This is a genomic window from Nocardia arseniciresistens (genome assembly GCF_046764875.1).
Lineage (GTDB): Bacteria > Actinomycetota > Actinomycetes > Mycobacteriales > Mycobacteriaceae > Nocardia > Nocardia arseniciresistens.
On sequence record NZ_JBKORD010000008.1, the window covers coordinates 1 to 26037 of the forward strand.

Genomic DNA, 26037 nt, shown 5'->3' on the forward strand with positions numbered 1-26037 from the left:
GAAGGCCGGGTACCGCACCTGACGCGCCCAGCACCACTTCCGGTAAAACCACTGAACGCCAACCCATTCCGGGGCAGTAATCCAGATGAGTCTGTGCATGACCACCACCCCAAACCGCAGCTCGACGAACCGAATGCCAGCTCGACGAACCGAATGCCAGCTCGACGAACCGAATGCCAGCTCGACGAACCGAATGCCAGCTCGACGAACCGAATACCAGCCCGGCGAACCCAACACCAGCCCGGCGAACCCAACACCATCTCGACGAACCCAACACCAGCCCGACGAACCCAACCCGCCCGGGGCAGTACTCCAGATGAGTCTTTGCGCGACCACCACCCCAAACCGCAGCCCAACCACTCCAACGTCACCAAACGCCCCCAAAGATGCCAGCCAACACTTCCGCAGCGTTCCCCGCCCGGGAGCAGATCTCACTTCCCAGCGGATAACCGAGCGGTGCTGAGCATGTCGGGTGAGGTCCCCGACCTTCTCTTCCGCACCCCGTGCAGGCAGGCACGCAGCATCCAGCGCGAGGACTGGCTGTGGTGACGTTCTCGAACCCTTTCTGTCGAAAGGCGGGTGCCCACGCTCCGCCCCGAGCGTCCTGGGATCTTCAGCGAGTAGTACACGGCCGTGGCGAGGTGAATTGCAGCGAGAGTATCGCCACCGATCGGCATGAGCCGACTGATGGGGGCCGAGTATTTCCCCGGCCCCCATCAGGTCACCGAATGCGGTCTGGTCTCGTGATCCGGAATCGAGCCGCGTTCTCCTCAGTGGCCCATCGATGGAAGCCCGCCTTCTCCAACACGCGGACAGAGCCAGGATTGGTCAGCTCGACATTGGCGAACACGGTATGGACGCCGGGTGCGGTGAGCGCGAACTCCGATAATGCACCGCAGGCCTCAGAGGCGTATCCACGGCCGCGGCGGGAAGCCACAATGCCGTAACCGATTTCCAGGGCGCCCTCGCTTGGCGGCCAGAACAGGCCGATCGAGCCCACCACCAAACTACTGTCACGTTCGATGATCAGGCGGTGGCCATATTCGCCGAGCCACGTGGGGTGCTGGTCGAACAGGCCTGCGATGACGCGGTCGCCTTCGGTAGGAAAGTCGGCGGCCCATTGCGCCGATCCAGTGTTGCCGAGGACGGCGGTGGCGTCGGACATCGTCCAAAGCTGGAGAACGAGGCGGTCGGTGGTCAGATCGATCCGGGCTGGTTGTGAAGAGGAAGTCACGAGTCACTCCTGATTGTTCGGAAGACTCCGGACCGCGCTCCGCTATCGCGCGGGCCGGACAAGGACATGCTGATAAAGGCCGACGGCGGCCATATTCATCACCCTCCTTGTCACGTGCTCACGCGCATTTCGCGCTGGCGTGACGATAGCAACGTTCGCACGGGCGGGCAAAGCATTTCAATTCGCCCTTGGCTGCCGCGCGACCCGGAAACCCATGTCCACCTTCGCCGCTCACCGCCTGTGCTCAGGTCATCCACGCATGCGATAACCTGCGAATATGGCTGTTCCTACGACGCGGATGCTGGTGCTCGCCATCGTGCGGCTGTTCCAGCCGGTGCACGGTTATGACGTTCGGCGGGAGTTGTTGTCCTGGCATGCGGACGAGTGGGCGAATGTGAAGCCCGGTTCGGTGTATGGGGCGCTGAACACGTTGCAGCGCGACGGTCTCATCGCGGTGGAGGGGGTGGGTCAGGAGGGCGCGCGGCCGGAGCGGACCACCTATCGGATGACCACCGAGGGGGAGAAGTCGTTCAGGGACATGCTGCGCGAGGCGATATGGACCTCGGAGCAGCCGAAGAATCCGTACTACGCCGCGGTGGCGTTGATGCCGTATCTGCCGAAGGACGAAGTCGTCGCCGCGATGCGCGGACGGATTTTGAAGTACGAGTCGGATCTGGTCTTTCTGGAGCGCGAGGAGCATCGAATCGTCGACGGCACCGGTGATCCGACGGAGTTCGAGCCGTATCACGTTGCGGACGCGATGCGGTTGGCGGCCGATCATGTCAGGGCGGATCTGACCTGGTCGCGAAAGACATTGGAGCGTATCGAGAGCGGTCAGCTGGACGTCTGGTCGACGCGGGCGAACGGTGGTCCCGACGCCATCAAATGATCAATCATGAATAGTAAAGCTTGACTATTTAGTCGATCGTTCCTACCGTTGCCGGTATGGAAACGATCGATGTGGTGCGTGACCGCACCGCGACCTCGGTGGTCCGAGTTCGCGGGCTGTCCCGCACCTTTCAAACCAAAGCTGTTCCCGTGCAAGCAGTTACGGGCGTCGACTTCGACGTCCACGAGGGCGAGGTCCTCGGCCTACTAGGACCCAACGGTGCGGGCAAGACCACGACCTTGCGGATGCTCAGCACCCTGATCACACCCACCGCGGGCGCGGCGACCATCGCCGATGCGGATCTGCGCACCGAGTCGCGCGCCGTGCGCTCGCGGATCGGCTACGTCGCCCAGGGTGGCATGACCAACGACAGTGAGCTGGTCATCGACGAATTAGTGCTACAGGCAAGGCTGTTCGGATTGACCAAGCCGGCAGCGACCCGCAGTGCGGCAGAGTTGATCGCGGCGCTCGAACTCGACGGGCTCGAACGACGCAAGTGCGGGCAGCTCTCCGGCGGCCAACGTCGCAGGGTCGACATCGCGCTCGGCATGGTGCACGGGCCGAAGCTGATCTACCTCGACGAGCCGACCAGCGGCCTCGACCCGCAGAGCAGGGCAAACCTCTGGGAGCACATCCGTCGCCTGCGCGAGCAGGGCACGACCATCGTGCTCACCACTCACTATCTGGAGGAGGCCGATGCGCTGTGTGATCGTGTGCTGGTCATGGATCACGGCGGCATCGTCGCCGAGGGCGCACCCGACGAGCTCAAGCGGCGCATCTCCGGTGATGTCGTCAGCCTCGAAATCGCCGATGACAGAGCAGATCTCGCGCTCGAAATCGCCCGATCGGTACTAGATGTGCGCTCGCTGGTGCGTGCCGAAGGGGACCGCGCCGGAATCGCGATCCTGCACCTCACCGTCGAACGGGGCGACGCCGCGGTCGTCCCGCTGCTGCACGCCCTCGACACGCACGGCATCACCCCCGGCGCACTCACCGTCAAGCGCCCGAGCCTCGACGATGTCTTCCTCACCATCACGGGACGTTCACTGCGCGAAGGGAATCGGTCATGAGGTTCATGCGCGAAACCGGATTGATCTTCTGGTCCCAACTCCGCTCGAATCTGCGCAACCCGGTCTGGGTACTGATCGGTCTGTCGCAGCCGATCCTGTACCTGGTGCTGTTCGGTCCGCTGGTCAAGGGCATCGCGGCCACACTCGGTCCCGACACCGACCCGTGGAAGGTGCTGACACCGGCGCTCGTTATCCAGATCGGGCTCTTCGGCGCCATGTTCACGGGCTTCTCCATCGTGATGGACTTGCGCGCGGGTGTCGTGGAGCGGCAGCGGGTCACTCCGGCGAGTAGGGGTGCGCTGCTGCTCGGGCGCGTCCTTAAGGACATGGTCGTGCTGATCGTGCAGGCGTTGGTCCTGGTCGCGGTGGCGATGCTGGCCTTCGGATTGCGGCCCGACGCACTGGGATCGTTCGCGTCGGTGCTGTTGATCGCGGTGATGGCCGCAGGACTCGCCTCGGCGTCCTATGCGCTCGGCCTATGGGCCCGCGCGGAGGACACCTTGGCATCGGTGCTCAACGCCATCACTGTTCCGTTGATGCTGCTTTCGGGGATTCTGCTGCCGATGAGTCTCGGGCCGACATGGTTGCAGAATATCGCCAAGGCAAATCCGTTCTCGCACACCGTCGATGCGGCGCGGGCGATGTTCCGCGGCGACTTCGATACGTCGGAGGTCTACCTCGGTAGTGGAGTCACTGTGCTGGTCGCGGTGGTGTTGATGGTGATCGGTGCCCGCAGCTTCGCTCGGGAGAATGCCTGATCCACTGAGTAGCGGCGCAGACGCGCCACAGGTGCGTCCGCCTGAAGTCACTGTCGCGTCCGAACGTTATTCCTGGTGAATGGAGTCAGCGGCGGTGCAGAGCGGTGAGCAGCGTGGTGAGCGTGGGGGAGCGGCGGGCATCGCTGCGCAGAACTGCCGATACCGGAATGCGTAGGAGGTGCTCGGTCAGCTGTAGCACTACCAATCCTTCGGTAGGGCTGTCGGCGTAGAGCACTGTCCATGCGTCGGTGCGGTTGATCAGTTCCATGGTCGCGGTGTGGTCGGGCGGGATCGGTGGCCCGAAGGTCGGGCCGGTCGTCAAGTCGGCGAACGCCGTTCGAATGATGGTGTGCAGCAAGACCTGTTCCTGCTCAGGTGGCAGCAGCAGTGGATAGGGGCTCAGCTCGGCGAGTGTGACTTCCTCGCGTGTGGCCAGTGGATGTCCGCTCGAGGTGGCGATCACCAGATCCTCGACCCAGAGTTGCTCGACGGCCAGCCCGGGTTGGTCGACGCTGCCGCGGATGAGCGCCATATCACAGTCACCGTCGGCCACCGCGGTGATCCGCTGGCGGAACGGTTTGATGACGAACTCGATCTCGGCGTCGGGGTGGGCGGCGCGAGCGCCCGCGATCGCGGACAGCGATCGGGTGGCGAAGGACATGTTGGCGGCCAGCCGGATGCGGTGGCCCGATGTGCGCACCGTGGCACGGATCGCGGACTCCAGGCTCAGCATCTGTTTAGCAAGGGGAAGTAGCCGCATGGTCGCGTCGGTCGGCACGACGGCCCTGGTCGAGCGCTCGAAGAGCTGCACGCCGAGGTCGCGCTCGAGCCGGGCGATCTGATGGCTGATCGCCGACTGGGAGATGTAACAGCGGATGGCCGCTTTGCTGAAACTGAGTTCCTCGCAGACAGCGACGAAGTAGGTGAGCTGGCGAAGCTCCACGTCATCTCCAATTCATGAGCGATCAAGATAAGAGTCATATTCATTATGCGCCTGAACACGTGAAATATCTGCGCTTCGAATGACGGTTGGTAATGAGAGAAGGAGGCTGACATGGAACACGCAGATGTAGTCATCGTTGGATCGGGATTTGGTGGGCTTGCCGCCGCTAAGCAGTTGGCAAAATCGGGTATCAACTACGTACTCATCTCGAGCACGCCGGAGCATCTCTTCCAGCCACTGCTCTATCAGGTCGCGACGGGTGTGCTGGCTTCCGATGAGATCGCGCCGCCGATCGCCACGGTGCTGCGGCGACACAGGGAAGCCGACGTCCGACTCGGCAAGGTAGTCGGCGTCGAGCCTGCCACCGCGGTGCTCACCTATGAGCACGAGGGGGTGCGTCGGCAGCTGCGCTACGGCTCGCTGATCGCCGCCACCGGCGCTTCGCAGTCCTACTTCGGGCGCGACGACTTCGCCGACAAGACTTTCTCGCTCAAGACCATCGACGACGCGAAACTGCTTCGCGCCCAGATCGAACGGGTCTTCGCCGAGGCCGAGGGTGCGGATGAGGAAACACGGCGCAGGCTGCTCAGCTTCGTCGTCGTCGGCGCGGGCGCGACCGGTGTCGAGGTCGCGGGCCAGCTGAAGGAACTCGCGAAAAGGTATTACCACCAGGAAGTTTCGGTCACCCTGGTGGAGGGCGCGGGTGAGGTGCTTCCGCCCTTCGGCGGTGGGCTCTCCGAATACGCGAAGAAGTCGCTCACCAAAAGCGGTGTCGAGGTCATGCTCGGCACCTTCGTAACCGACATCGAGCTCGGCAAGGTGACGGTCAAGGACACCGATGGCGTCGAGCGCCGGATCGCGGCGGAAACCGTCGTCTGGTCGGCGGGGGTGCAGGTCGGCGGATTCGCGACCGTCCTCGCCGAGGCCACCGGCGTCGAGACCGACCGGGCCGGAAGGCTTTTGATCAACCCCGACCTCACCGTCGGCGGGCACGCCGACATCTACGCCATCGGTGACATGACCTCGCTCAACGGTTACCCGGGGCAGTCGCCGGTCGCCATGCAGGAGGGCAGGCACGCTGCCGACATCATCCGCCGCAAGAAGCGGCCCGGAACCACGTTCAAGTACTGGGACAAGGGCAGCATGGCGGTGATCAGCAGGTTCAGCGCTGTGGTGAAGCTGAACGACCGCATCACCTTCCGCGGTGTGATCGCCTGGTTCATGTGGCTCGCGGTGCACCTGCTGTACCTGGTCGGCTTCCGCAACCGGTTCGCGGCGGTGGCCTCGTGGCTCGTCGCGTTTATCGGCTCGGGCCGTCCCGGCTTCGACGAGGTGGAGCAGACGCCGGTGCGAATTCCGGTACGTACCGCCGCCTGAGTTATCCGTGAGAATCGCGCTCCTGACACGAGGAAGGAGCGCGGTTCGTCATCTTCGAGTGGAGTGCCACCCGTGATTTCGTGAGGACATGGGTAACTCACCGGGTACCGGCTAGCTGATCTACCAAGCCACCGCTGGCCGCCAACGTCACTATTCCCGCGCCTGAGTTTGGCCTGAAGACGCGGGGAGGCGGTCGAGCTCGTCGTCTCGTTCATCTGGTCTGCATCGACGCGACACTTCGAGGTTGCTCGGCCGCAGTTTCGGACTGGCTTCATCACGGATATGACTATTTCGTCCGTGTTGACTGCACCGGCTCGACAGACGGAATCCGGGATGGAGCGGTCCCGGTATTCGCTGGTTGTCTCGTCCGACGCCGAGCATCGCGTAGCGGCGCAGCGGTTGCGCTACGGCGTGTTCGCGAGCGAACCAGGCTTTCAGATCCCCGACAACGGGACCGGTCTGGACGCCGACCGATTCGACGAGCACTGCGATCACCTGCTCGTCCACGACGAGGTGACCGAGCAGTTCGTCGGCTGCTACCGAATGCTGCCGCCGGACAAGGTGATTGCGGCGGGCGGCTACTACACGGCCACCGAATTCGATCTCACCCAGCTCGATCCCGACGGTAACCGGATTGTGGAGATGGGCCGCGCCTGCGTGGTCCCCGATCACCGCAACGGCTCAGTGCTCACCCTCATGTGGGCGGGCATCCTGCACTACATCCAGCTCACCGGATACGAATGGGTGATGGGCTGTGTGTCGGTGCCGATGCAGGACACCCCAGCCGACCCGGCAGGGGTGAACGTGCGTGGAGTCAGGGACATGCTGCTGGGTAGGCACGGATCCGATCCGGAGCGGCGGGTGCTGCCCTACCGACCGGTGGTCGTCGACGGACTCTCCCTCGACGAAATGGAGCCGCCGTCGCGGCCCAAGCTGCCGCCTCTGCTGCGCGGCTACCTGCGTCTCGGCGCGGAGATCTGCGGCGAGCCCGCCCACGATCCCGATTTCGCGGTCGCCGACTTCGTCGCGCTGCTCGGCCTGGACACCATCAACACCCGTTACCTGAACCGACTACAAGACGCCGCGAACGCACTCGACGGGGGACGGTGAGGTAAATGGTGTTCGACGCGCCGCCCGCACAGAGCACCGCGCACGCGTGGATGCCGTCGAGCCCATGCGGGCCCGGCTGCATCGAGCAGATCGATGAGGTAGGGACCGGCCGGGTCATTGCCAGGCTGCTCGGCGCCGCCGGGTTGCTTGTCAGTTTTCCGGTCGCGAACGTCATCACCCCGCGCGGTAGGCGCGAGTATCTCCAGCGGCGTTACGCGCGAATGGTGTTGAGCTGTCTCGGCATGCAATTGCGTGTTGTCGACAATCGGGTGACCACCTCCGGTGCGGGCGTCGCGTCGTCGGACGTGCGGTTCGCCGACTCCGGCGAGGGCGTGCTGATCGTCGCCGGTCACATCGGCTGGACCGACGTGGTCGTGCTGGCCGCGGTGCAGCCGCTCGGATTCGTGGCGCGTGCGGACATGGTCGATTGGCCGGTACTCGGCGGCCTGGCGAAGCTGATGCGTGTCATCCCGATCGAACGCGAGCGGCTGCGCGAACTGCCCGGCGTGGTCGCCCGCCTCGGCGAACGGCTCGCGGCCGGTGACCGAGTCGCGGTCTTCCCCGAGGGGACCACCTGGTGCGGTCGTGCCTACGGCACCTTGCGGCCCGCGCTTTTTCAGGCCGCGGTGGACACCGGCACCTCGGTGCAGCCGGTGCGCCTGCGGTATGTGAACAGCGACGGTACGCAGTGCACGGTCCCCGGATTCGTCGGCGCGGACACCTTCGGCAGTTCCGCGAAGCGAGTACTCAGGTCCAAGGGGATGGTGGTCGAGGTGGTACTCGAGCCATTGGAGCACCCGAGCATCGACCGGCGCGATCTGGCCCGTCGCTGCGAACTGGCAGTGCGCGGGACCGAACAGTCGCGCCACGGTGTGCTTGCTGTCCGGGAATGGATCGAGGCGGGTGCTACCCGGGTGCAGGATCCGGAGCTTGCGGCGGATATGCCGGAGGTGGCGGCGCGACCGGCGCGACGGCTGCGTCCATTCCGGCGTAGCTCCGGTCGCCGCGGCGACGCGACAGTCTCCGGAACAGCGACCGATGCGCGCGAGAGGGCGGCCACCGGCTCTCGCGAACGTGGCGCCGGAGTAGCCGAGCTCACGCGCCGCCGCGAAGATCCGTCCGGCGGCTAAGCAGCATCGTCGTTGTTGTCGGGTAAGCCTTTGAGTTTGCCCTTTTTGCGTGGGGTCGCTTGGTTGGGCCGGATGGGGTGGAGGTTGGTGAGGTTGTTGTCGTCGTCGATGGCGAGTTCGGCGATGTACGCCTTTTCGATGTCGCGGGGGTGGGACTGTTGCCATTCCTCGCGGGTGCGGACGCGGGGGATGCGTTCGGGGTCGTCGGGGTCGTTGTCGTCGTGGTTGGCGATGTTGGTGTCGAAGATGACGATGCGGCCGCCGACATTGGTGACGGTGTAGGAGTGCATGTGCTTGCCGTAGTCGACGAGGATGACGACGGTGTCGACCTTGTTTCCGGGATTCTCGACCTTGTCGAGGACGTGGGCGAGCGGGTCGTCGGTGTCAGGGTCGAGATGGGTTTCGATCAGTTGGGTGGCGATGGCGTCCCTGAGGTCAGTCCAGTTCTTTTGTCGTCGTTTGGGTTTGATTCCCTCGTTGAGGCCGAGCGCCCAGGTCGCTTCGGCTGTTTGGTTGATGGAGTCCAGCAGTTTCCGGGCCCTATCACGTCCGAAGAGGCGCTGCAGGACGGACCAGGCCGTGAGGGCGCCGAAGCCGACGGCGAGAGATGCGGAGGCAGGCTGGTGTCCCCATAGCGCCAGCGCGCCGCCGCCGGCCAAGCCACCCAGTGCGAACGTGTCGCCTCCTGTTGGTTCGACACTGGAAGTATTCGCCGTGGTGGAAGGCTCCGGAGCATCTGGGGATTCCGCCGAAGGCTCGGGCACATTGTGCTTTTGCCTATTTTGTTCGGGGTCGCCCGATTCACTGTTCGGTGGTGGTGATGAAAGATGGCGGGGTTCAATCCGTCGGGCCCGATAATGCCCTGCGGGGATGACCGCCAGGGTATGGCTGTATTCGAGTCGCCGCGGGCCGAACGTCCCTGGTCGACATCCAGTACAAATGGTGCCGGGTGCGGTTCTTCCCCCACCAGCCCCGGATTCTCGCGCTGATCTCCGCCGGTCTCACCACGTTCGCCCTCGACCGCGTCGCCCGGGTGTCGCAGCGTGATTCCCGTGACCACCATGCCGTCATGGATGTGGAAGCCGCCAGATAGTGTCGATAGCGAAGGATCGGATACTGCTGGTGCGCCGACTGGGAGTCGCGCCTCGAAGGTGCCGGTCTCGACATCGGCGCCAGGGGCGAGTACGACCTCCACCTGGTTGTGTCGCAGGGGATGTCCGGTCAAACGGAAGCACAGGTCGAGGACGTTGTCTTTGACGGAGGCATGTACCTGGTCCCAATGCACTGTGGGGTGCGTGTCGGTCAGGGCGCGCATGCGGGAACGTTCTTGCGGGAGAGTCGTATTGAGCATCCGATCGGGTGGCACGGCGACATGATTCTTGGCGTCGAGACCGATGGCTCGAATCGTTCCCGCTGTGGTGATGGCGACGCCTGTGTAATCGGTCGTCTGAGTGGTAGCCATGACCAGCTCGCTCGGCCATCGCGGCTCGCCGTTCGGTCCTATCGGGATGGAGACGTCCGCCAGTCCGACATCTCCTAGCGCTCGCTCGATGCAGCGCCGCAGGTTCAGCGTGGGACGGTGCTCGTGCCCGACGATTTCTGTGGTGTGCACCTCGGCGGGCAGCACGTGCCGGATCAAGTCCGCATCGGGCTCGACGCTGAGCTCGACGGCCGCGCTGTCGGCAAAGGCGGGGGTGTCGCGTCCGGCAGGAGGGCCAGCGGGGCTGCGGCTATCGGTGTGCGCCGTCGGCGTCGGCGGCGCACCTGGTGTCGGCCCAGGGGCGGCTCGGTTCCAGGGTGTCGGTCCACTGGTCCGATTGCCCTCGGCCTGTGCGGCGGGGCGAGCACCCTGTTGTGCGCCATGAGACGGTGGCGCGTTGTTTTCGGGTGCAGCGGATCGGGTGTGCGTAGTCGAGGACCTGGGGTTGCTCCATGGGCTTGATGCCTTGGTTTGCGGTGGAGGCGCGCCGGTCTCGTTGGTGGGTGTCTCCGGCTCGGCTGGGGTCGCGCTGGGGTGCCTTCGCAGCCACTCCTCGAGCTCGGGCTGGTATTTCGTGCCGCCGCGCCCCCACGGGCCGGGTCCGAATGTGACCTTGACCGGATCGTTCCTAGCTGTGGACTGCATCTTGGCGTCGGTAAGCGCCGCGAGCTCGGCATTGACGGTCGATATCCGGACGGTCTCCGCCCTCGGCCAAGACGTGTATGGCCAGAAGGTGAATAGCGCCGGAGAGCCGTCGGGCCCCAATTCGCCGGTGGCGACCGCTACGTGGCTCAATTCATAGACATAGACCAAGTCGCCACGGTTGGGCAGCGGGGTGTTCGGATCGTCGGCGCGATATTCGCGGGTGTCGTGTGGCGCGAGGGCCAGACGACAGAGCCTGCTGTGTTGCTCGATCTCTTCTTCGTAGATCTCCGTGCCGTCGAGCCATGTGAAGTCCGGGCCATCCGCCGCCGCAACAGTTGCGTTATTCCACGATTCGAATCGGATGTACGACTGGAGGTAGCTGTGATCGATGACGTGCCCGAGAGCGCTGGCATACAGCGGCAACTTGATGCAATTCATCACGATCTTCGGGCTGAGCCCCGGCGGTTTTGAACCTTGCGCGGATGTCAGTGCCCAACGATCGAATTCGTGGAAGTCGGCATGCAGCTTTCCGCTGGCCCAGATCGCTTGTTTGCCGAGTAGCTGTGCTTCGATGACGTCCGCGATGAGCAATCCGGCTGCGACGGGGTCGAGATTCTCTGGGGCGGCGATGACCGGTATCACGTTCGCGGTGTGACTGCCCGAGCTGACGCTGATCGGCAAACCGGCCGCGCGATGCTTGGCCGCCGCCTGTTCGAGTACCGCGACCAACGACAGGCGCTCGGTGAACCCGAGGCCGGATGTCGCCGCTGTGAATTCCGCCAACTTATCCGGGTCGTCGAGATAGCGCCGGTACTCCCCGGAGAGCACCTCCTCGACACCGAACGGCATATTGGCCGTCTGCTCCACCAACGTGTTCCAAGCCCGTTCCTGAACCCCGTTCGCGGCCTGCCGCAACTGCGCGGCCAGCCATTCCCGGCTGCCTACCGGAGGTGCGTCGGCCGCTGTCGTCGGCGGGGTGAGCGGTGCCGCCGTGTGGTCGGGCGGTTGGTTCGGCCCTGGATCGTTCGGGTGTCCGGCATCCCCGGGGCCGAACCTGGTGATCACGCCGAGCGGCAGACCGCCGGGTGGCAGCTTGACTGCTGGGTCCGCCAAGTCTTGTGCCTGTCGCTCGCCGATGCCGAGCGCGGCCGCGATCTCGGCTGCTCCCATGGGCATCGCTCCCCTCGCCTCGCGGCGCCGCGTCTGCCCAGCGCCAACGGTCTCGGGCCGCACCGGCGCACCGGACGGGTCGAAGAACATTGCCAGCGCACCGGGCAGTTCTGGCGATCCGATTGTCGGCACGTGATTGGCAAGCAGCACACCTGTGGCCGGATTTCGCAGCTCGATCCGGACACTCTCCTCGCCGGTGACGCGCCGGACCAGCAAGTAGGCGCGGCCGTCGGGTTGCCCCGGACTCGGCGGCTCGACTACGAGCGCCGACATACCGTGACTGTGCCTGTCGGCTTCGCTGGCCAACGACCTCAACCAATTCCGCAACTGGGCATGGATCTCGCCGGTACTGGTGAAAGGTTGTAATTGCCCGCCGGTTACGGCCTCCAGCACGTCGCCGGTCGTGCGCCCTGCGCGCGGATGGGCAGTTGTCACGATGTCGGCGCGTCCGGTTACGTCCGCGAAATCCTGCAAAAGCAGCGACAATTCCCGTCCGTCCAGATCACCGGCGGCCTGCATCTTCGCCCACCGCGCGAAGGTCTGCGCCGGTGAGGACCCATCACGGGTCACTGTCAGCCAGTGCAATATCCGTGCCGGGTCGGTCAGCGGCAACGATGATTCGACCGCACCAGCTCTTGCCCCCTCCGGCATCCCCTCGACCGGGTCGAACGTCTGGGTCCGGGGATTGGCATTCACGAACACGTAGTCGGGGAGTAAGGCCAGCCATTCGTCGAATCCAATACCAGGCAGCAGGCCCTCGGCGGCGTAAAGCCGGTAGGCCGCCCGCAGCATCGCCGGCGCCTCGTCATGGAGCATCCAGTCGCTATCGCCGGCCACCACATGGAGGAACTCGTGATGGGTCGTTTGATAGACCATGTCCTCGGGCGACCGCGCAAGAAAGTGGCTCGATTGGCGCTGCTCCCATCGTCGCGCCACCTCCGGATCGGTGAACATTCCGGTGGAGAGTGTGATGCACGAGTAATGATCCTTGGCATCGGAAGTCGTGGTTCCGAACGACTCGGTCAGACCATATTCCGCGTTGATCTCGCCGAACCGTACGTGCCGCAGGGCGAACCGGCCGCCGAGTTCGGCCATCCGGTCTCGCAGCGCGCGGTCGACGGAATCGACGGCCCACACAGGGACATCCGGATTTTCCCACCCCAGCACACGAATGTGGTGTTCGACGTACAGCTTTCGGACGATCCGAGCCTTCGCGTGCAGATCTGTATGCGGCGGCGGCTCGGTGACGGCGATATCACTCTTGTCGGAACTCGGCTCGTCGAATCGGGCCCAAACCTCACCCCACTGCTCGACATTCGATTCGGTGGCCGAGCCCAGCGGTGCCCGTACCGCTGCTCCGATCTGGTCATGGCTGAACAGCGGCGCAGGCCACGTCAACGTTACGATGCGGGGATCTCGCTCGGGACGGTGTTGATTCACCTCGACCGACACATGCAGCGATCGGGAATTTGCGTCCGTGCACATCCGCAGTGTCAGGCTCGCAGTCATATCGCGCAGGGCCGTGTCCAGTTCGGATTGCCTGACATCGGCCTCCCGCATCAGGTCGGCATAGCGCTCCATATACGCAATCGCGTTGAGCCCGGCCTGGCGGACCAGCTCGGTCGCCGCCTCGATCTGATTCGGATCCCGCCACCCTCGCTCCCGCATCATGTCGCCGACGGCTGCCGCGACGGTCGCGACGTGCTCCGGTGTACCCAGGCCTTCGGATGTGGAAGCGGGATGGAATACGAGGGTGAGGTCGGGATCGAGATCTCCCGCATTCGCGAGCAGGCTCCGTACCGCCGCTGCGGCTGTCTCATCCGGATGGGCTCCGGCCGGTGTCGGAGGCAGTCTGTACTCGACCCAGACTTTCTTGCCGGCTTGTCCATTCGGCGCCAGATCGACGCCGTACGCTACCGCTTCGGCCATGACGATCGCGAAGCCGCGTCCGTGCTCGCCGACGGCGCGGTCACGCATAGAGAAAGGAGCCGGTTCTTCGGTTTCCGATGGAGCCGGTTCAGCGGGCTCCGGCTGTGCGGGGCGGCCCGGTTCGGACGGAGCCGGATCGGCGGCGGACAGGTCGAAGCCGTCGGATTCCGAGGCTGCTGTGTCGAATTCGGCCAAGAGCCGGTTCTGTTCGGCCTTATCGACCGTGGGCGACGCTTCGACCTGGTCGGATCGATCGACGTGGCCTTCGGGTCGTGATGTCGGCAGCCCCCGAGACCCGTCGGTGACCCCGATCTGTACGCGACCTTCGCCGAAGCTGACGGATATCTCAGCACCGCTTTCGTCAGCGTATGTCGCCGCGTTGCCCGCGAATTCCGATACGGCGAGCACAGCGGATGCGATTGTGCCCTCGTCCAGTCGAGTAGCCCGTCGCAGGAACTCGGCGACCTCGTTCCGCGCCCGCTGCACGTTGTGTTCAATCTGCCCGCGCGGGAGTGGCAACCTGAAAACAGGTTCGGGCGTCGCTTGCGACGGATCGGGTTGCCCGGTGGATGTGGCGATTTCGAACCATCTCGTCCGGCTCCCGTTCACCGTATCCAGCCGAAAGCCCCACTCCCGCGAAGTGTCCAGTAGTTCGGTGACTCGACCCGAATCGGTCGACTCGACCAGCCCGGTGTCCTCGTCCGGCAAATCACGTACCGACGGCATCTGACTCTGGTCGACCACCTCGACCCGCAACGCGCGTGTGGGTCCCGTCCCGCTGTGCCGCCACGAGATGACCGCAGTACCTTCCGCAGTCCGCAGCAGGGCCTCGATCATCGCTTCGGCGGCCGCGACGTCCGCGTCGGTATCGAGCGATTCGCGAATAGCGTTGCGCGCCTGCGCCATCTGACCCGAGTCCTGATCGGGCTCGCTCTGCGCACGGTCGCCGGAGGGCTCCGGCTGCCCGGGATGCGGTGCTGGCTCGGGGACGTTCGTCGACCCCATGACAGGTGGGAGCGATTGGGGCTGCGGCCTTTTACGAGGACGCTTGCAAGGAGGTGGCTGTGCAGACGGAGGCGTTGCGAGTGGCTGCGGCGTCGGAGGTGTTTCGGGTGGCTGCTTCTTGCGTGGATTCTCGGGCCCGTTGCCGCCCATCATGGGGGACGGGCGGACCGGTGTTACCGATGGTGGCGGTTCAGCGGGTGCTGTGGGCGGGAGTCCGCCGGTGGTGGGGCGGATGGCGGGGTCGGGTAGGTAGCTGGTGCTGTGGGGGTCGAATGGGGTGTCGGCGTTCGGAATCGGTTGTGGTGCACCGGGAGTTCGCGGGTCGGGATAGGTGGCGTATTTGGGAAGGGGGTCGATTTCGTTGGGTCGGTCGGATTCGGCGGGCAGGTGTGGTGTCACCGTGTTCGGGTGGTGTTGGGGAAGCACCGGGTTGGCGGCGGGTGAGGGGTTTTGTCGGTCTCGGGTGGGGCTGTCGCCGGGCAGCGGGGTGTCGCGGCTCGGTGTCTGCGGTCGGTCGGGGAGGGGTACGGCGGGGATGCTCTTCGGGAGGGCCTCGGTGGAGGGGTGTTCGATGATCGGAATCGTGCTTTTCGATGGGCCGTCTGGTGGTTCCGGTTCGCCGGGGCGGGGGTTGTAGGTTGTGCCAGGAGGTTTGACGAACTCCTCGGGTCTTTTGTCCGGGAACTCATCCACCTGAGGTTGGGCGGGTACGAGGGCGGGCATCGGGCTCTCGACGACCGTTCCGATGCGATCGGGGAACTCTTCGGGATTGCCGGGGTCGCGGTCGTCGGCCTGCTCTGCCGACGTCGCGGGGGATGGTGGCGAAGTCCACGAAACATCATTGGCATTGCGGGGTGCAGACACGTTCGGTGCCACGGAACCGGCGGCTGGCTCCGGTGAGATCGCTTGTACAGCAGGGCTGTTCTGGACATTGCCAGGGTGTGCTGCGGCGGCTGCCGCCGCGGCACCTGCTATCGGTAGGGCGTTGTTCGGCCCGGCCGGATGTGTTGTCGGAACAGCGACTGTTCCCGAGGACGTTGGTAGTGAACCGGATTGTGCGGCAGGCGTATTCGGGCCGGTGGTGTGATTCGGGGCGATGGGGGGAACAACGGGTGGCGCAGAGCCTGCCGGGGCAGTGGCGCCCGCGCCGTACGCGTGCGCGGTCGCCGTCGGGGTGACGGCTTGGAGCTGTGGTGGGTTGGCTTGTGCAATGGCGGGCGGTTTGCCGGTTGCGGGCGCGGTGACAGTGGGACCGGCTTCCGGGTTCGTCTGTGTGGCAGTCGGTTTCGTATCGGGTATTACGTGTGGAGTGGCATTGGCTGTGGCGTGTGGCGCCGACGCGGGGGTTCCTGGCTTTCCCGGGCTCGTCGGTGCGGCAGGGGTGTTACCCGTCGATGGGTTGAGGTTGTCGATGGAGCCGACGTCGACGAGGGGCGGTTCGCCGTCGGCGGATAGTGGTTCGGCGTGCCCACCTCCTGACCCGGTCGCGCGTGGCCCGCCGCCCCTGTTGGCGGGCAGTGGACCCTCTTGCGAGACGGTCGGTTCCACGGTGATTGTCAGACGATTACCGGTGGGGCCGAGGTCTGCTGTGGTGGCTATGTGAGTGCTTTTGTCCGCGTGGCTAGGGGGATTCAACGTCAGTACCGACCCTGGTGCCTGGTTGCTCGCGCCGCCGGCGGCATGCGGGTCGGCGTGGATGACGATGCCGGAGAGACTCATCTGGCCGGAACCGGGTTGGCTGTTGTGGAATTCGGCTTTGGGGATGTGGTGGCTGGGCGACGGGGACAGGCCGGTCGGAGCAACGGCGCCGTCGGTGCGCGTGGATGCGCCGACGCCCTGGTGGGTTTGGGTGAATATCGCGTCCCAGGCGCGCGAGTCGCGTGCTGTGGTCGGCGCGTTTCCGGGGGACGCGGGTGATGAAGGTGGGCTGTGCGGCGAATCCGGTGGTCGGGTGGTTCCCGGATTGGGTGAACTTCCCCGTTCGCCATGGCTGCCGCCGGTGAGTTGGTGGAGGGCCTCGGCGTCGGCCATGCGTTGCAGATCGGCGATGCTGACTTCTTTGTATCTGCCGAGACCACTGGATGTTTCGGCGCGTTCGTTGGCATATTTGATCGCTGCTTCGCGCCCGGGGCCGGTGTAGTCGTCGGGGCGGACAACTGCCCTTTCGCCGATCTGGTTGATTTCGGCGATGGTTTCTTCGTGTGGTCGGGGCGCGTGACCGTCATTGGCGTGAGCTGATTTCTGGCCGGGCAGGCTGTGCTCGGCTTTCCGGCCGGGCAGGCTGTGCTCGGTGCGGGCGACAGGTTCGGAAGCGAGTCGGGACGGTAGTTCGTGGGGTGTGGTGGCGGCGGAGGAGGCGCGAGCGGCGCGGATGACCGCGCCGAGGCCCATGACGGCGCTGCCGGCTACGCCCATTCCGATCGCTTCGGCCTTGTTGACCGACTGACCGGTGAACGATTCTGTGAAGTAGGCGGCGCCGACGCCGCCCGCGGCGCCCGCGATCGGGATAGCGAGCACGTTGGCCAGGGTGCGCTCGGCGCCGAGGCCGGTCAGGGTGGGTACGGCGATACGGAAGCCAGCGAAGCCGGCAAGTCCGGCGACACTGCCGATGAGGGAGGCCGCCCCGACTTCACCCCAGTTCATGTGGGTTCGGTGTGTGGGTTTGCCTTCACCCTGGACGATTTGGGCGTACTGGGCTCCGGCGATGGGGACACCCATGAACAGCGCGCCGGTGATGGTGGCACGCAGGGCGAGTGCCATGTTCGGGAATTGTTCGGCGAAGAGGGTAACGCGTTGGAGGATCCAGGTACATGCGTCGCGGGTGGCGGTGTTGGCGGCGATGTCGGCGCTGATACGGTCGCTGATGTTCTTCATCGGGGCGGCGATGTTGATGAGGACGTTGGCGAGCAGCGCTGCCGCGATGCCCTTGACGATGTATTGCTGGAGTTCGATCGAGTTGGCGATGTCGTAGAGCAGGGTGGCGACAGCGTTGGAGACTTCGATTTGGGATCGGGTATTGCGGATTTCGGTGTCGACGTGTTTGCGGATCGCGTCGCCGGTGCGGCCCTGGATGGCGGTGGCCGCTCGGCTTACCGCGAGTCTTTCCAGGTCATCCAGTGTCACGGCGAGTCGTTCGGCCGCTTGGGCCCAGGCATCGGCGGCGCTGCGGATGTCCTTGGGGATACCCTCCAGGTAGTGACCGATTACCCAGCGGGTCAGCCAGTCCGGGAAACCGGCCGGGATGTCGTCATTCACCGGGGCACAGACCGCCCTCTCGCGCTCTCCACCAACAGTCGGTACAGCACCCGCGCCGGACCGCATGCCTCATCGCCACACAACTCCACCTCGGCGAACGCCGCCACCAACGCCGTGCGCGGCTGGAAGCGTCCGTCGACGATGGTGCGGCAGCTCAACTGATCTCGCCACCGCCGGTAGCCACCGACGACGCGTGCCAGTGTCTCGTCCCCGCCCCATGGGCCATTGATGCGCTGATATTCGGTGATCAAGGACCGCTGAGCCAGCCGCCTCGTTTGCCTGCCCGCAGACCCTTCCATGATCCGGCCGAGGTCACCGACGATGGTCGAATACATCGGCCGTTCCTCGGACCCGGCCACCGAATCTCCGGATTGTATTGCGGCATAGACAATTTCGGCGATTCTGGCCGGATTCGATACAAGGGTGCGGTCGAGCAGGATCCACGGTCGGCCGCCCGTCGCTCCATCGGCTCGATCTCGGGCTACTCGGGATATTTCGCCGCCACCGAGTTCGGCGATCTCGATCCCGCCGAGGGTGATGAAGGGGTATTTGGCGAGAATATCGTCTACGGCCCCGGCCATCTGGACGACCAGGTCCGCCCCGATGCTCGAGGTATCGAATCCGGCGATCCGCAATCCGTGTCGAGCGGCAAGGGCTTGCGCGGCCTCTTGGGCCGCGGCGTCGATTGCTACCGGAGCAGCCGCCGTGTCGGCGTATTTACGTTTCTTCTTGCGGGACTTCTTATCTCGACTCGGCGGGGCGGCCTTTGCCGGAGCTGGGTTGGCACCGGTCGGCGACGGCGGAAAGACTTGTCCCGGTCGGCGATTATTGGCGCCGGCACCCGCCCATGGTGTGCCGGATGGACTCGGCTGCACAACCGGCGGACGTGTAGTTCTCGACCACGGCGTGCCCGGGGAGGTCCCGGGGGGCGCGGAAACCGGCGGCCGCGGTGTGGCCGTGGCGGCGGCGGGCGGTGTGGTGGGAGCAACCTGGGGTGAGTTGCTCGCGATCGGCAGCGGCACGGCATTCGCACCGTCGTCGGGCGGGGTGCCCATGCTGTTGTGGGGCAGTGTGACCTGCGAGGGCTCCGGTACGAGGGGATCGGCGTTCGGCGACTGCTGGTATGGGCTGCCGAATGGGCTGCGGTCGGTGGCTTGTGGGCCCGGATAGGTACTCGGGGGGCCGTCTGCCTGGGTAGACGGTGTAGGAGCACTGCCGCCCGCCGGAGTCGGCGTTCGGTCCCCGCTTACGGCGCTCGAGCCGAAATCGGTTGGGGGCACACTGGATAGGGGCGTATCGCCGCCACCCCCAACCCGATCCGGCTGGATGGATATCAACGGGTACGAGGTGAGTCCCGGCTGGACTGGCGCGCGGATCTGTTGGGCGATGTCCGCGTCCTGGTCCCTGAACGTATCGGCGGCCTCGGCAATCCCTTTACCCAAACCGCGCAGATTATCGACCAGATTCTGGTAACCCTCGAGGCTCTTCTCCGCCGCCGGCTCATAGGTGTCGCCGAATTGCCGCCCCGGCTCGTCGTCACCCCAGGCTTTGCCCTCGCGAGCCAGGGCATCCTGGAGTTCGACCAGATCCTGGTGTGCGGAGTCGGCGATGGTGGCGAGCTCGGTAATCAGCGTGTGGACGAGATCGGGATCGATCTCGAACGACTCACCCATACTGGGTAACCCTTCAACCCGAACCGGTGGAATCGAGAAGGCGACTTCCTGCCAGAAGATCCTACCGGCTCGACGTCATCAATTACTATCGCTGGGAATGGTTCTGTCGGTAGTGGTTTCGAACTCGAGCGGCTCTCGCAGGCTCGGTGCTCCGGTTACCAGATCAGCCAGATCTGGCATCGCATCGGCGACCGCGGCGACCGGGGCGATGATCTCTTTGGTCTGCTCGTGTGCGCGCCGGACCGCCGCCCGTCCGGCTTCGGTGACGGACCTGCCCAGCTGTTCGACAGTGCTGCGCAGGGCATCCTGTGTGAACCGTACGTCGGTGAGCGCACCGGCCGAGTCGACGGTCACCTCCACCAGGCCGTCCGTCGAAGTCGCGGTGCACCGTACCGTGTCCAGCTGCTGCTGAACCTCACAGAGACGCGCGCGTTGTTCGGCGAGCGTATCGAGGATGTGGTCGACCTGGTTGCGCATCCCGAAGTTGGCGGAGCGCAACCCTTCTCGTTCCCATCGGTCCATGGCTACCTCTCCCGAGTCTCGCCCATACCGATCACGCTGTGGCGTTCGGCGAAATGCTGTTCGAACTCGGCGATGTAGTCCGGAGCGGGGATGGACGACGATGACTGTTCCAGCAGACCGTCGTCGCCGAGGTAGAAGATCGCCCGGCCGATCGCGGTGTCCCCCTCGGGCACCGGCACGTGCACCATCCAGCCGACGCTGAACCGTTCGGCGACCAGGTGCTCCAGCGGATATCCCGTGGTGTCGAGTCCGCGCCCGGTGATGTAGTCGCGCACCTGGGAGATCGCCTCGCCCGCTGGTCGGGGCTCCGGCTCCGGCGGCGCCAAACCGGCGAGCGAGTAATGGAACAGCGCGCCATCGATATCGAAGCGTCCGTCCGTGCCGAACACATCGACCAGCGCCCGATGCGTCACCGCGCCCACCTCGGCGGCGGATAGCAGTCTGTCGATCGCCTGTAGCGCATCGTGATTCGGTTCGTTGCCGATCAGGCCGACGACGATATCCAGCACCGTGTCCCTGGTCCACACTCCCGGAACGGCCATGGCGCACTCCTGTGCCGACGGCGACGCCCCGCGGTACCAATGCCCCTCGTACCACCAGTAGCAGAACGACAGCAAACCGGATGCGGCGCGCGGATCGAGCACCGGGTCCGCGACCCAATCCGGTGCGCCCGCATAGAGATCCGGCATCGGCGCGCCGTTGTTGTAGGCCGCCTCCAAGGCTGGGGCGTTCCATACCCCGCCCGACAGCACTGCCCGCCCGGCCGGGAGCGCGTGCAACGTCGATCCATCGAGTGCGGCGCCTTCGAATACGCCGGTCCATGGCAGCATGCGCGGACCCCGATCCGACTCGGCGGCGACGAATGCCGCAGCAATCGTCGCCCAGCGCGCCCACATCACCGGAAACGGTGGGAATTCGTACTCCGCCAGCCTGGCCCACACTTGGCCGACCCGGTCGGCGCGCGCTTGGGCCGCCGCTTGCCGCGGCGTGCGCCGTTGCCGGTCGCGGTGACCGATGTACGCGGCCAGCCACACCGGCACCCTGGCGCGTGGATATGTCTCGAGGTCGGCGCGATACGCCTCGGGCGCGAACAGTTGCCCGGGCGGGAAGGGTCGCTCGCCGTAGTCGCAATCGATATCGATCGCACCGGAGTCGGTCAGCACCAACAACATTCGCCACCACGGTCCGGTACTCGACTGCGCCGCGAGCGCCCGTTGCTCCCGGACGAGGACAAACATCGACTCCGGTGGTGACCTCGAAATCATCTGCTCGCCTGTGGAGTACACGAGGTGGCCGACCTCGGCCGCCACGGTGACCGCGAATACCGCATCCACCCGCTGCCAACCCATCGGCCCGAACGCGGCCAGGGCGTCGGCCAGATGATGCTCGGCGGTCGATCGGCGCGCTTCCTCCGCCAAGCGATCCTCCTCATTCGGGTGCGCAATATCCGAATCCACCGGGGCTTCTATTGTTGCGGGATCGATATCCGCGCGCCGCTGAACCGCATCCCAGGGGTGGGAAGAGAGACAGTGCCGACGCTTGTGCAGGACCCACCCGGGCTGTAGCTATTTCTGCCGGGTGAGCACCACACGGTCGGCGAGCAGTTCCGGTCGCCCTGGCGGGTAGAAGTAGATCTCCATCACAGCGTTGTCGGGTGTATCCAGTTCGATCAGCGTGCGCATCGGGATCGTCTTGCCGACGAACTCCGGTCCGAGGACACCAGGGTCGGTGAACTCGCCGTTCATCGAGATATCCGCGCTGCCACCGCTTTTCGGCGTACTGCGGTATCCCATCGTCATGGGCGTGATGCTGTCAACGGTCGTCCACTCATAACGATCGTCGGTGGGGAATAGCCGAGCAGGCCGAGTCGGTAGTAGGGCTCACTCCCGACGTTGCTTTCGGCCTCTTCCTGAAGGAAATTGCTGCCGGTCTCGGTGATCCAGTGCCAGCGCGAAACGATGTCGTGCTTCACCGGGTTGTTCGCGGTGCCGCCCGCGACGAAGGTCGACTTCGCGCCGGACCATTCGCCGACGAGCTGGTTGAGCCTGCGGTGTCCATCATCCTGCTGATCAGGCGTCGCGGCCGCACCGGTTTCGCTCGCGGAGGCCGCGGCTTGCGATGGGTGGTTGTCGGCGCATCCGGCACCTATCAGGGCGATCACCGCGGTCGCGGCCGGGAGCAGTCTTCAGCGGCATCGTGTTGCTCTCCGGGGGCAACGCCGCGATCTATCGGCGGCCCGGACTCGGCGCGATACCCGTCAACGGCCTCGGGCCGAGCGTCATGGCCATCGCCTGGCGCAAGGACGACCACCGCGGCGTCATCCGAGACTTCGTCGACGCCGCGACTGCCGTTGCGCAAGATCCACCGCCGCGATAGCTGAGGTCGGGCAGCACAGCTCGGCGAACATGCCGCGGCGCTGACCGTCGGGGAAGGTGCCGCGGAGCGGGCTCTGGGAATACCGTAGGGCCGCCGCTGGGTTGTGGATCGTAGACAACGGGGGGATATCCCCAAGATGTGCAGGTCAAGGCTGGGATAGGCTTTATTGGTCATGAAGTCGGCACAGCGTTTCCGCAGGTTGCCGACGTTGCCCGACTCTTCCCGTGATTTCCCTGTTCCCGCAGGTAGATGGCTATTTGATAGTCCTGAAGCTGCCCGTCTGTTCCTGTGCTTTCCCGTCCGATCCCGTCTGCAAATCGTAGAAAAATCGTAGAAATACGCGCTTTGGTGGCCGGTAGCGCATGAACGGGATGGCGGGATCCAGGTGCGCCAACGTCCGGACTTCAGGCGAGGCGAGAACCAGGAATCTCGGATGAATGCTGGTCCTGAAGTGGTGTCGCAGGTTCGTGCCCTCGGCGGGGCACATCGAACTTGGGAACGGCGACGACCTGCGGTTTTCGCGCGGTCAGTTGAGGATTGAAGCCGACTACCAGCTGTAGGCTGGCCCGGCGGTGGTCATAGACACTTGAACTGCTGAGTGGGGGTCAGGGGTTCGAGTCCCCTTAGCTCCACAGAAATAGCAGGTCAGGCCCAGTCAATGACTGGGCCTGACCTGCTATTTCTGGTCCTGCCCCCCGTAAACCCCCCGTTTTGGTTGTGTGTTTGATGGATGTGGCGCGCGGACCGCGGCGCCGTACATCACCATCCCCATCGAGTTGTGGTCGCATGGCTGGATCAACGTGATGTCCGCCCGAGCCCTGTTCGTCTACCTGATCCTGCGGCTGATCACCATGGGCAGAGACACTGACCGTGTCCACGTCTCAGTCACCGATCGCAAGAATCACGCCATCAAAGACGACACCTGGCAGCGCGGGCTGAAAGAACTGGAAACCCTCGGCCTCGCGCACAGCATGATCGCCAAAAACGTGGCGGAAGACCGCTGGCACAGCGAGCTGCTCACACGCAAGGTCACCTACCTCGACACCGAACGCTTGAAGACCACACTCAGCCCCCTGGAACCGGTCGATTCGAAAAAGGAGGCACCCCAGGGTATTCCGGATGGTCAGGTGCCGAAAGCGGCTATGTCCTGATCACACAGCCACCAAGGCCGCTTGTCTGACCACCGATAAGGTTCACATGCCGCTGAGTCCGGCCCGGCGGCGCCCTTGTCGCAGGCGGGTACCGCCTCTACAGCCCGGCGGCCGGGGATCGCTCGGCTCGCAGGGGGTCCGCTTACCGCTGGCTACGGATCAGTTGGACAGCTCCGCGAAGAACCTGACGGGTGCACGTGGAAGGCCCAGCTGACGGCGAGCCGAATCGATGAAGCGCTCGAATGCTTCACGCACGGGTACCCGGGCCTGGTTCCAGTCCTCAACGGTGAACTGACGCTCTTGGGCATCCGAACACAGCTTGGTGATGGCTCGATCCAACGCTGTGGCGGAAGCAACGACATTGGCGGATCCATGCAGCCATACCGCGGCGAAGGCGCTGTCCCACGGCTTGAACGCGTCGATACGCGCCTCATGGACCAAAGCTTGGAACGAGTCGGTGTGGGGCTCGGCCAAAGCGATCGTCCGGATGACTTCATATGTCACTTGGAACTGTTCGACCACACGCTGATAGCTGGTCGTCGTTTGGTCTCGCCGCCATCGAGAAGACTCGGCGCGTGTATCCCAGAGCCGCCCGATTGTGATGCCGACGATGCCTGCAATCGCCGCCAACAGCGCTGCGGTCACTTGCCTCCCCCTCGCGTCATTCTCGGCGAACCCTCCACCGACACCCGGAGTCTATCGGCGAACTGCAGCAGCGCTCCCTGCGCAGGGGCGGCCTGAGATACGTTTCGACAGCCCTCTCCTTTCCAGCCTTGGTGAGACAGGTTCCCTAGGGTCTGACTGCTGCGCTAGCGCGCGATCGGCTCCTGGAGCGGCACCACCTACGACTGCCATGAGCGCTAAATCCTCGTCCGGGCACCGAGGATGAGCGCACCTCGATCAATGGTCACCACGGTGGGCGAGTATCGTTGGTGTTCAATAGGTCTCGATTTGAGTGGGGCGTCAGTTGGCGGATCTCTGGACAGTCTTGGCCACGTCCGGACTGGCAGCTGTCACGGCATTGGCGGGCATATTCGCTGGCGGTCGGGTGAGCCGTCAGAGCCAGGATCGTCACCTGATGCGAGATAGGCAGTCGGTCGCGTACTCCACCTTTCTCCAGGAGTACGGCAAGGTCGAAATCGACCTTCGCGAGGCGTATGCGGCCAATCGGCGTAGTACCGCCGATTGGGAATCGTTCAATGCCTCCCTGGCGGCGCTCAGCCTGGTGGCTCCTACGGATGTTAGTGCAGCGACACTGCCTATCCGTGCCGCGATCGAAGAGTTGCTCATCTTGATCGCTCGCGAGCCAAAGGTCGCTGCCGAGTACGAGCAAGTCCATTCGACGCTTACCAAGCCCAGATCGCGTTCGTGAACGCCGCGCGGCATTCGCTCGATGGGACACTGGCGCAGCTTGATTTCGTGGTCGGGGGAACACCCCGCTGGGACTTTGTTGCACATTGGCTTCCCAGCGCTTACCACCGCTTAGATCCACCAAACCCGACTCGCCCTGACCCGACCGGTGAGTAAACCGTAACGAGATCCCTCTAGCCAGGGCTCCTCGTATCCCCCTCAAGTCGACATTTCTCATGTTCCGGGCTCTCCGATCTGCGCGCAGCCGTTCGGTTCGAATTCGGCTACGCGGGAGGGTGTCTCGACTCCATGAGGTCAGTCATGCCCGCTCAAGTGTCGTCGGCAGCGCGAAGGCACCGACCGTACTGGCCCATCTCTCCCCGGCACGCAGCGGAACATCAACTTCTTGGGAGTCTGGGAACATTCGCAAGAAGAGTCACGCTAAGGAGCTATCGCAGATAAGGACTCTGGCAGGATCGGGGGATGGATCCTGTGACAGCGGTAGTGGTTTCAGCGATTGCCGCGGGGGCGGTGGCAGGGGTAGCTGACACAGCGACCCAGGCGGTGAAAGACGCGTATGCGGGGTTGAAGAACCTGATCTCGGGCAAATACCGCGATGTGGACGTGACAGCGGTGGAACGCCGACCAGAGTCCGAAGCCAAGAAGGAATCGTTGGCTGAGGATCTCGAGGACGCGGGCGCCGCCGGTGACACCGAGTTGGCCGCGGCCGCGGCCGCGCTCCTGGAAGCGGTGCAACACCATCACCCGCACGTGGTGGTCGGTGTGGACGTGCGCGATCTCGTGGCCGCTGCGTTGGAGATCTCCGATATCAAGTCCACCGGTGACGGGGTCCGGGTCACCGGCACGACGATCGCGGGCGAGGCGAAGATCAGCGGGGTGGAAGCCGGAGGGCCGGGGTCCCCGGACCCCACCACGGCGCGGACCTGAAACCCGGCACCTCCGCGCGTCC

At 64.9% G+C, this 26037-nt stretch carries 20 protein-coding genes; 10 read left to right on the forward strand and 10 right to left on the reverse strand.

Translation table 11 applies throughout. From position 1 onward, the window contains the following. Positions 1-721: 721 nt before the first annotated feature. The gene (locus tag ACLMAJ_RS15845; protein WP_412014454.1) at positions 722-1234 is read right to left on the reverse strand and encodes a GNAT family N-acetyltransferase; all 513 of its coding nucleotides are present in this window, start codon (positions 1232-1234) and stop codon (positions 722-724) included. Between the two features lie 277 nt (positions 1235-1511). Between ACLMAJ_RS15845 and ACLMAJ_RS15850 the strand changes: the two genes are divergently transcribed. From ACLMAJ_RS15850 to ACLMAJ_RS15860, 3 genes are read left to right on the forward strand one after another with little or no spacing between them, the layout of a single operon-like run. Then, complete coding sequence (locus ACLMAJ_RS15850) at positions 1512-2123, forward strand: PadR family transcriptional regulator (RefSeq protein WP_412014455.1); 612 nt, start codon at positions 1512-1514, stop codon at positions 2121-2123. 56 nt (positions 2124-2179) lie between these two features. Next, positions 2180-3193 (forward strand): ABC transporter ATP-binding protein, encoded by a 1014-nt coding sequence (locus ACLMAJ_RS15855; RefSeq protein ID WP_412014456.1) that lies wholly within the window; start codon positions 2180-2182, stop codon positions 3191-3193. Next, a complete protein-coding gene (locus ACLMAJ_RS15860; protein WP_412014457.1) occupies positions 3190-3951 on the forward strand; it encodes an ABC transporter permease in 762 nt (253 codons plus the stop codon). The genes ACLMAJ_RS15855 and ACLMAJ_RS15860 overlap by 4 nt, the downstream gene beginning before the upstream one ends. Before the next feature lie 85 nt (positions 3952-4036). On the opposite strand, the gene ACLMAJ_RS15865 is transcribed toward ACLMAJ_RS15860, so the two are convergent. Continuing rightward, positions 4037-4894, reverse strand: a complete 858-nt coding sequence (locus ACLMAJ_RS15865; RefSeq protein ID WP_412014458.1) for a LysR family transcriptional regulator — start codon at positions 4892-4894, stop codon at positions 4037-4039. A gap of 111 nt (positions 4895-5005) precedes the next feature. Here ACLMAJ_RS15865 and ACLMAJ_RS15870 point away from each other — a divergent pair, with 111 nt between their 5' ends. The 3 genes from ACLMAJ_RS15870 (at position 5006) to ACLMAJ_RS15880 (ending at position 8511) form a co-directional block, all read left to right on the forward strand. Further along, positions 5006-6271, forward strand: coding sequence for an NAD(P)/FAD-dependent oxidoreductase (locus tag ACLMAJ_RS15870; protein ID WP_412014459.1), 1266 nt, complete (start codon positions 5006-5008; stop codon positions 6269-6271). Positions 6272-6553: 282 nt separating this feature from the next. Continuing rightward, positions 6554-7381, forward strand: a complete 828-nt coding sequence (locus tag ACLMAJ_RS15875) for a GNAT family N-acetyltransferase (protein ID WP_412014460.1) — start codon at positions 6554-6556, stop codon at positions 7379-7381. A 5-nt stretch (positions 7382-7386) separates the two neighbouring features. Further along, positions 7387-8511 (forward strand): lysophospholipid acyltransferase family protein, encoded by a 1125-nt coding sequence (locus ACLMAJ_RS15880; RefSeq protein WP_412014461.1) that lies wholly within the window; start codon positions 7387-7389, stop codon positions 8509-8511. Here the strand turns inward: ACLMAJ_RS15880 and ACLMAJ_RS15885 are convergent. The 7 genes from ACLMAJ_RS15885 to ACLMAJ_RS15915 all read right to left on the reverse strand — a co-directional run bounded on the left by ACLMAJ_RS15885 (position 8508) and on the right by ACLMAJ_RS15915 (position 22351). Next, positions 8508-8801, reverse strand: coding sequence for a hypothetical protein (locus ACLMAJ_RS15885; RefSeq protein WP_412014462.1), 294 nt, complete (start codon positions 8799-8801; stop codon positions 8508-8510). The two genes, ACLMAJ_RS15880 and ACLMAJ_RS15885, sit on opposite strands and share 4 nt — an antisense overlap. A gap of 116 nt (positions 8802-8917) precedes the next feature. Further along, complete coding sequence (locus ACLMAJ_RS15890) at positions 8918-17995, reverse strand: hypothetical protein (protein ID WP_412014463.1); 9078 nt, start codon at positions 17993-17995, stop codon at positions 8918-8920. Continuing rightward, positions 17992-19668, reverse strand: a complete 1677-nt coding sequence (locus ACLMAJ_RS15895; RefSeq protein WP_412014464.1) for a WXG100 family type VII secretion target — start codon at positions 19666-19668, stop codon at positions 17992-17994. The genes ACLMAJ_RS15890 and ACLMAJ_RS15895 overlap by 4 nt, the downstream gene beginning before the upstream one ends. 78 nt (positions 19669-19746) lie before the next feature. Next, positions 19747-20190, reverse strand: coding sequence for a YbaB/EbfC family nucleoid-associated protein (locus ACLMAJ_RS15900; RefSeq protein ID WP_412014465.1), 444 nt, complete (start codon positions 20188-20190; stop codon positions 19747-19749). A 2-nt stretch (positions 20191-20192) separates the two neighbouring features. Then, positions 20193-21608, reverse strand: a complete 1416-nt coding sequence (locus ACLMAJ_RS15905; RefSeq protein WP_412014466.1) for a hypothetical protein — start codon at positions 21606-21608, stop codon at positions 20193-20195. A 147-nt stretch (positions 21609-21755) separates the two neighbouring features. After that, on the reverse strand, positions 21756-21989 hold the full coding sequence (locus ACLMAJ_RS15910) for a hypothetical protein (RefSeq protein ID WP_412014467.1): 234 nt from the start codon (positions 21987-21989) through the stop codon (positions 21756-21758). Next, on the reverse strand, positions 21986-22351 hold the full coding sequence (locus ACLMAJ_RS15915; RefSeq protein ID WP_412014468.1) for a hypothetical protein: 366 nt from the start codon (positions 22349-22351) through the stop codon (positions 21986-21988). The genes ACLMAJ_RS15910 and ACLMAJ_RS15915 overlap by 4 nt, the downstream gene beginning before the upstream one ends. 35 nt (positions 22352-22386) lie before the next feature. Between ACLMAJ_RS15915 and ACLMAJ_RS15920 the strand changes: the two genes are divergently transcribed. Continuing rightward, positions 22387-22566 (forward strand): hypothetical protein, encoded by a 180-nt coding sequence (locus ACLMAJ_RS15920; protein WP_412014469.1) that lies wholly within the window; start codon positions 22387-22389, stop codon positions 22564-22566. Between the two features lie 719 nt (positions 22567-23285). Continuing rightward, positions 23286-23717, forward strand: a complete 432-nt coding sequence (locus tag ACLMAJ_RS15925) for a hypothetical protein (RefSeq protein WP_412014470.1) — start codon at positions 23286-23288, stop codon at positions 23715-23717. 159 nt (positions 23718-23876) lie between these two features. Here the strand turns inward: ACLMAJ_RS15925 and ACLMAJ_RS15930 are convergent, their stop codons facing one another. Then, positions 23877-24362 (reverse strand): hypothetical protein, encoded by a 486-nt coding sequence (locus ACLMAJ_RS15930; protein ID WP_412014471.1) that lies wholly within the window; start codon positions 24360-24362, stop codon positions 23877-23879. 322 nt (positions 24363-24684) lie between these two features. On the opposite strand from ACLMAJ_RS15930, the gene ACLMAJ_RS15935 reads away from it, so the two are divergent. Together ACLMAJ_RS15935 and ACLMAJ_RS15940 are read left to right on the forward strand one after the other, a co-directional pair. Then, the gene (locus ACLMAJ_RS15935) at positions 24685-25089 is read left to right on the forward strand and encodes a hypothetical protein (protein WP_412014472.1); all 405 of its coding nucleotides are present in this window, start codon (positions 24685-24687) and stop codon (positions 25087-25089) included. Positions 25090-25550: 461 nt separating this feature from the next. Further along, the gene (locus ACLMAJ_RS15940; protein WP_412014473.1) at positions 25551-26015 is read left to right on the forward strand and encodes a hypothetical protein; all 465 of its coding nucleotides are present in this window, start codon (positions 25551-25553) and stop codon (positions 26013-26015) included. Positions 26016-26037 lie beyond the last annotated feature (22 nt).

Excerpts from the sequence above, each read along its gene's own strand:
- ACLMAJ_RS15850 (WP_412014455.1), top strand. The coding sequence starts at position 1,512 with ATGGCTGTTCCTACGACGCGGATGCTGGTGCTCGCCATCGTGCGGCTG.
- ACLMAJ_RS15855 (WP_412014456.1), top strand. The coding sequence starts at position 2,180 with ATGGAAACGATCGATGTGGTGCGTGACCGCACCGCGACCTCGGTGGTC.
- ACLMAJ_RS15860 (WP_412014457.1), top strand. The coding sequence starts at position 3,190 with ATGAGGTTCATGCGCGAAACCGGATTGATCTTCTGGTCCCAACTCCGC.
- ACLMAJ_RS15870 (WP_412014459.1), top strand. The coding sequence starts at position 5,006 with ATGGAACACGCAGATGTAGTCATCGTTGGATCGGGATTTGGTGGGCTT.
- ACLMAJ_RS15875 (WP_412014460.1), top strand. The coding sequence starts at position 6,554 with ATGACTATTTCGTCCGTGTTGACTGCACCGGCTCGACAGACGGAATCC.
- ACLMAJ_RS15880 (WP_412014461.1), top strand. The coding sequence starts at position 7,387 with ATGGTGTTCGACGCGCCGCCCGCACAGAGCACCGCGCACGCGTGGATG.
- ACLMAJ_RS15885 (WP_412014462.1), bottom strand. The coding sequence starts at position 8,801 with ATGCACTCCTACACCGTCACCAATGTCGGCGGCCGCATCGTCATCTTC.
- ACLMAJ_RS15895 (WP_412014464.1), bottom strand. The coding sequence starts at position 19,668 with ATGGGTGAGTCGTTCGAGATCGATCCCGATCTCGTCCACACGCTGATT.
- ACLMAJ_RS15900 (WP_412014465.1), bottom strand. The coding sequence starts at position 20,190 with ATGGACCGATGGGAACGAGAAGGGTTGCGCTCCGCCAACTTCGGGATG.
- ACLMAJ_RS15910 (WP_412014467.1), bottom strand. The coding sequence starts at position 21,989 with ATGACGATGGGATACCGCAGTACGCCGAAAAGCGGTGGCAGCGCGGAT.
- ACLMAJ_RS15940 (WP_412014473.1), top strand. The coding sequence starts at position 25,551 with ATGGATCCTGTGACAGCGGTAGTGGTTTCAGCGATTGCCGCGGGGGCG.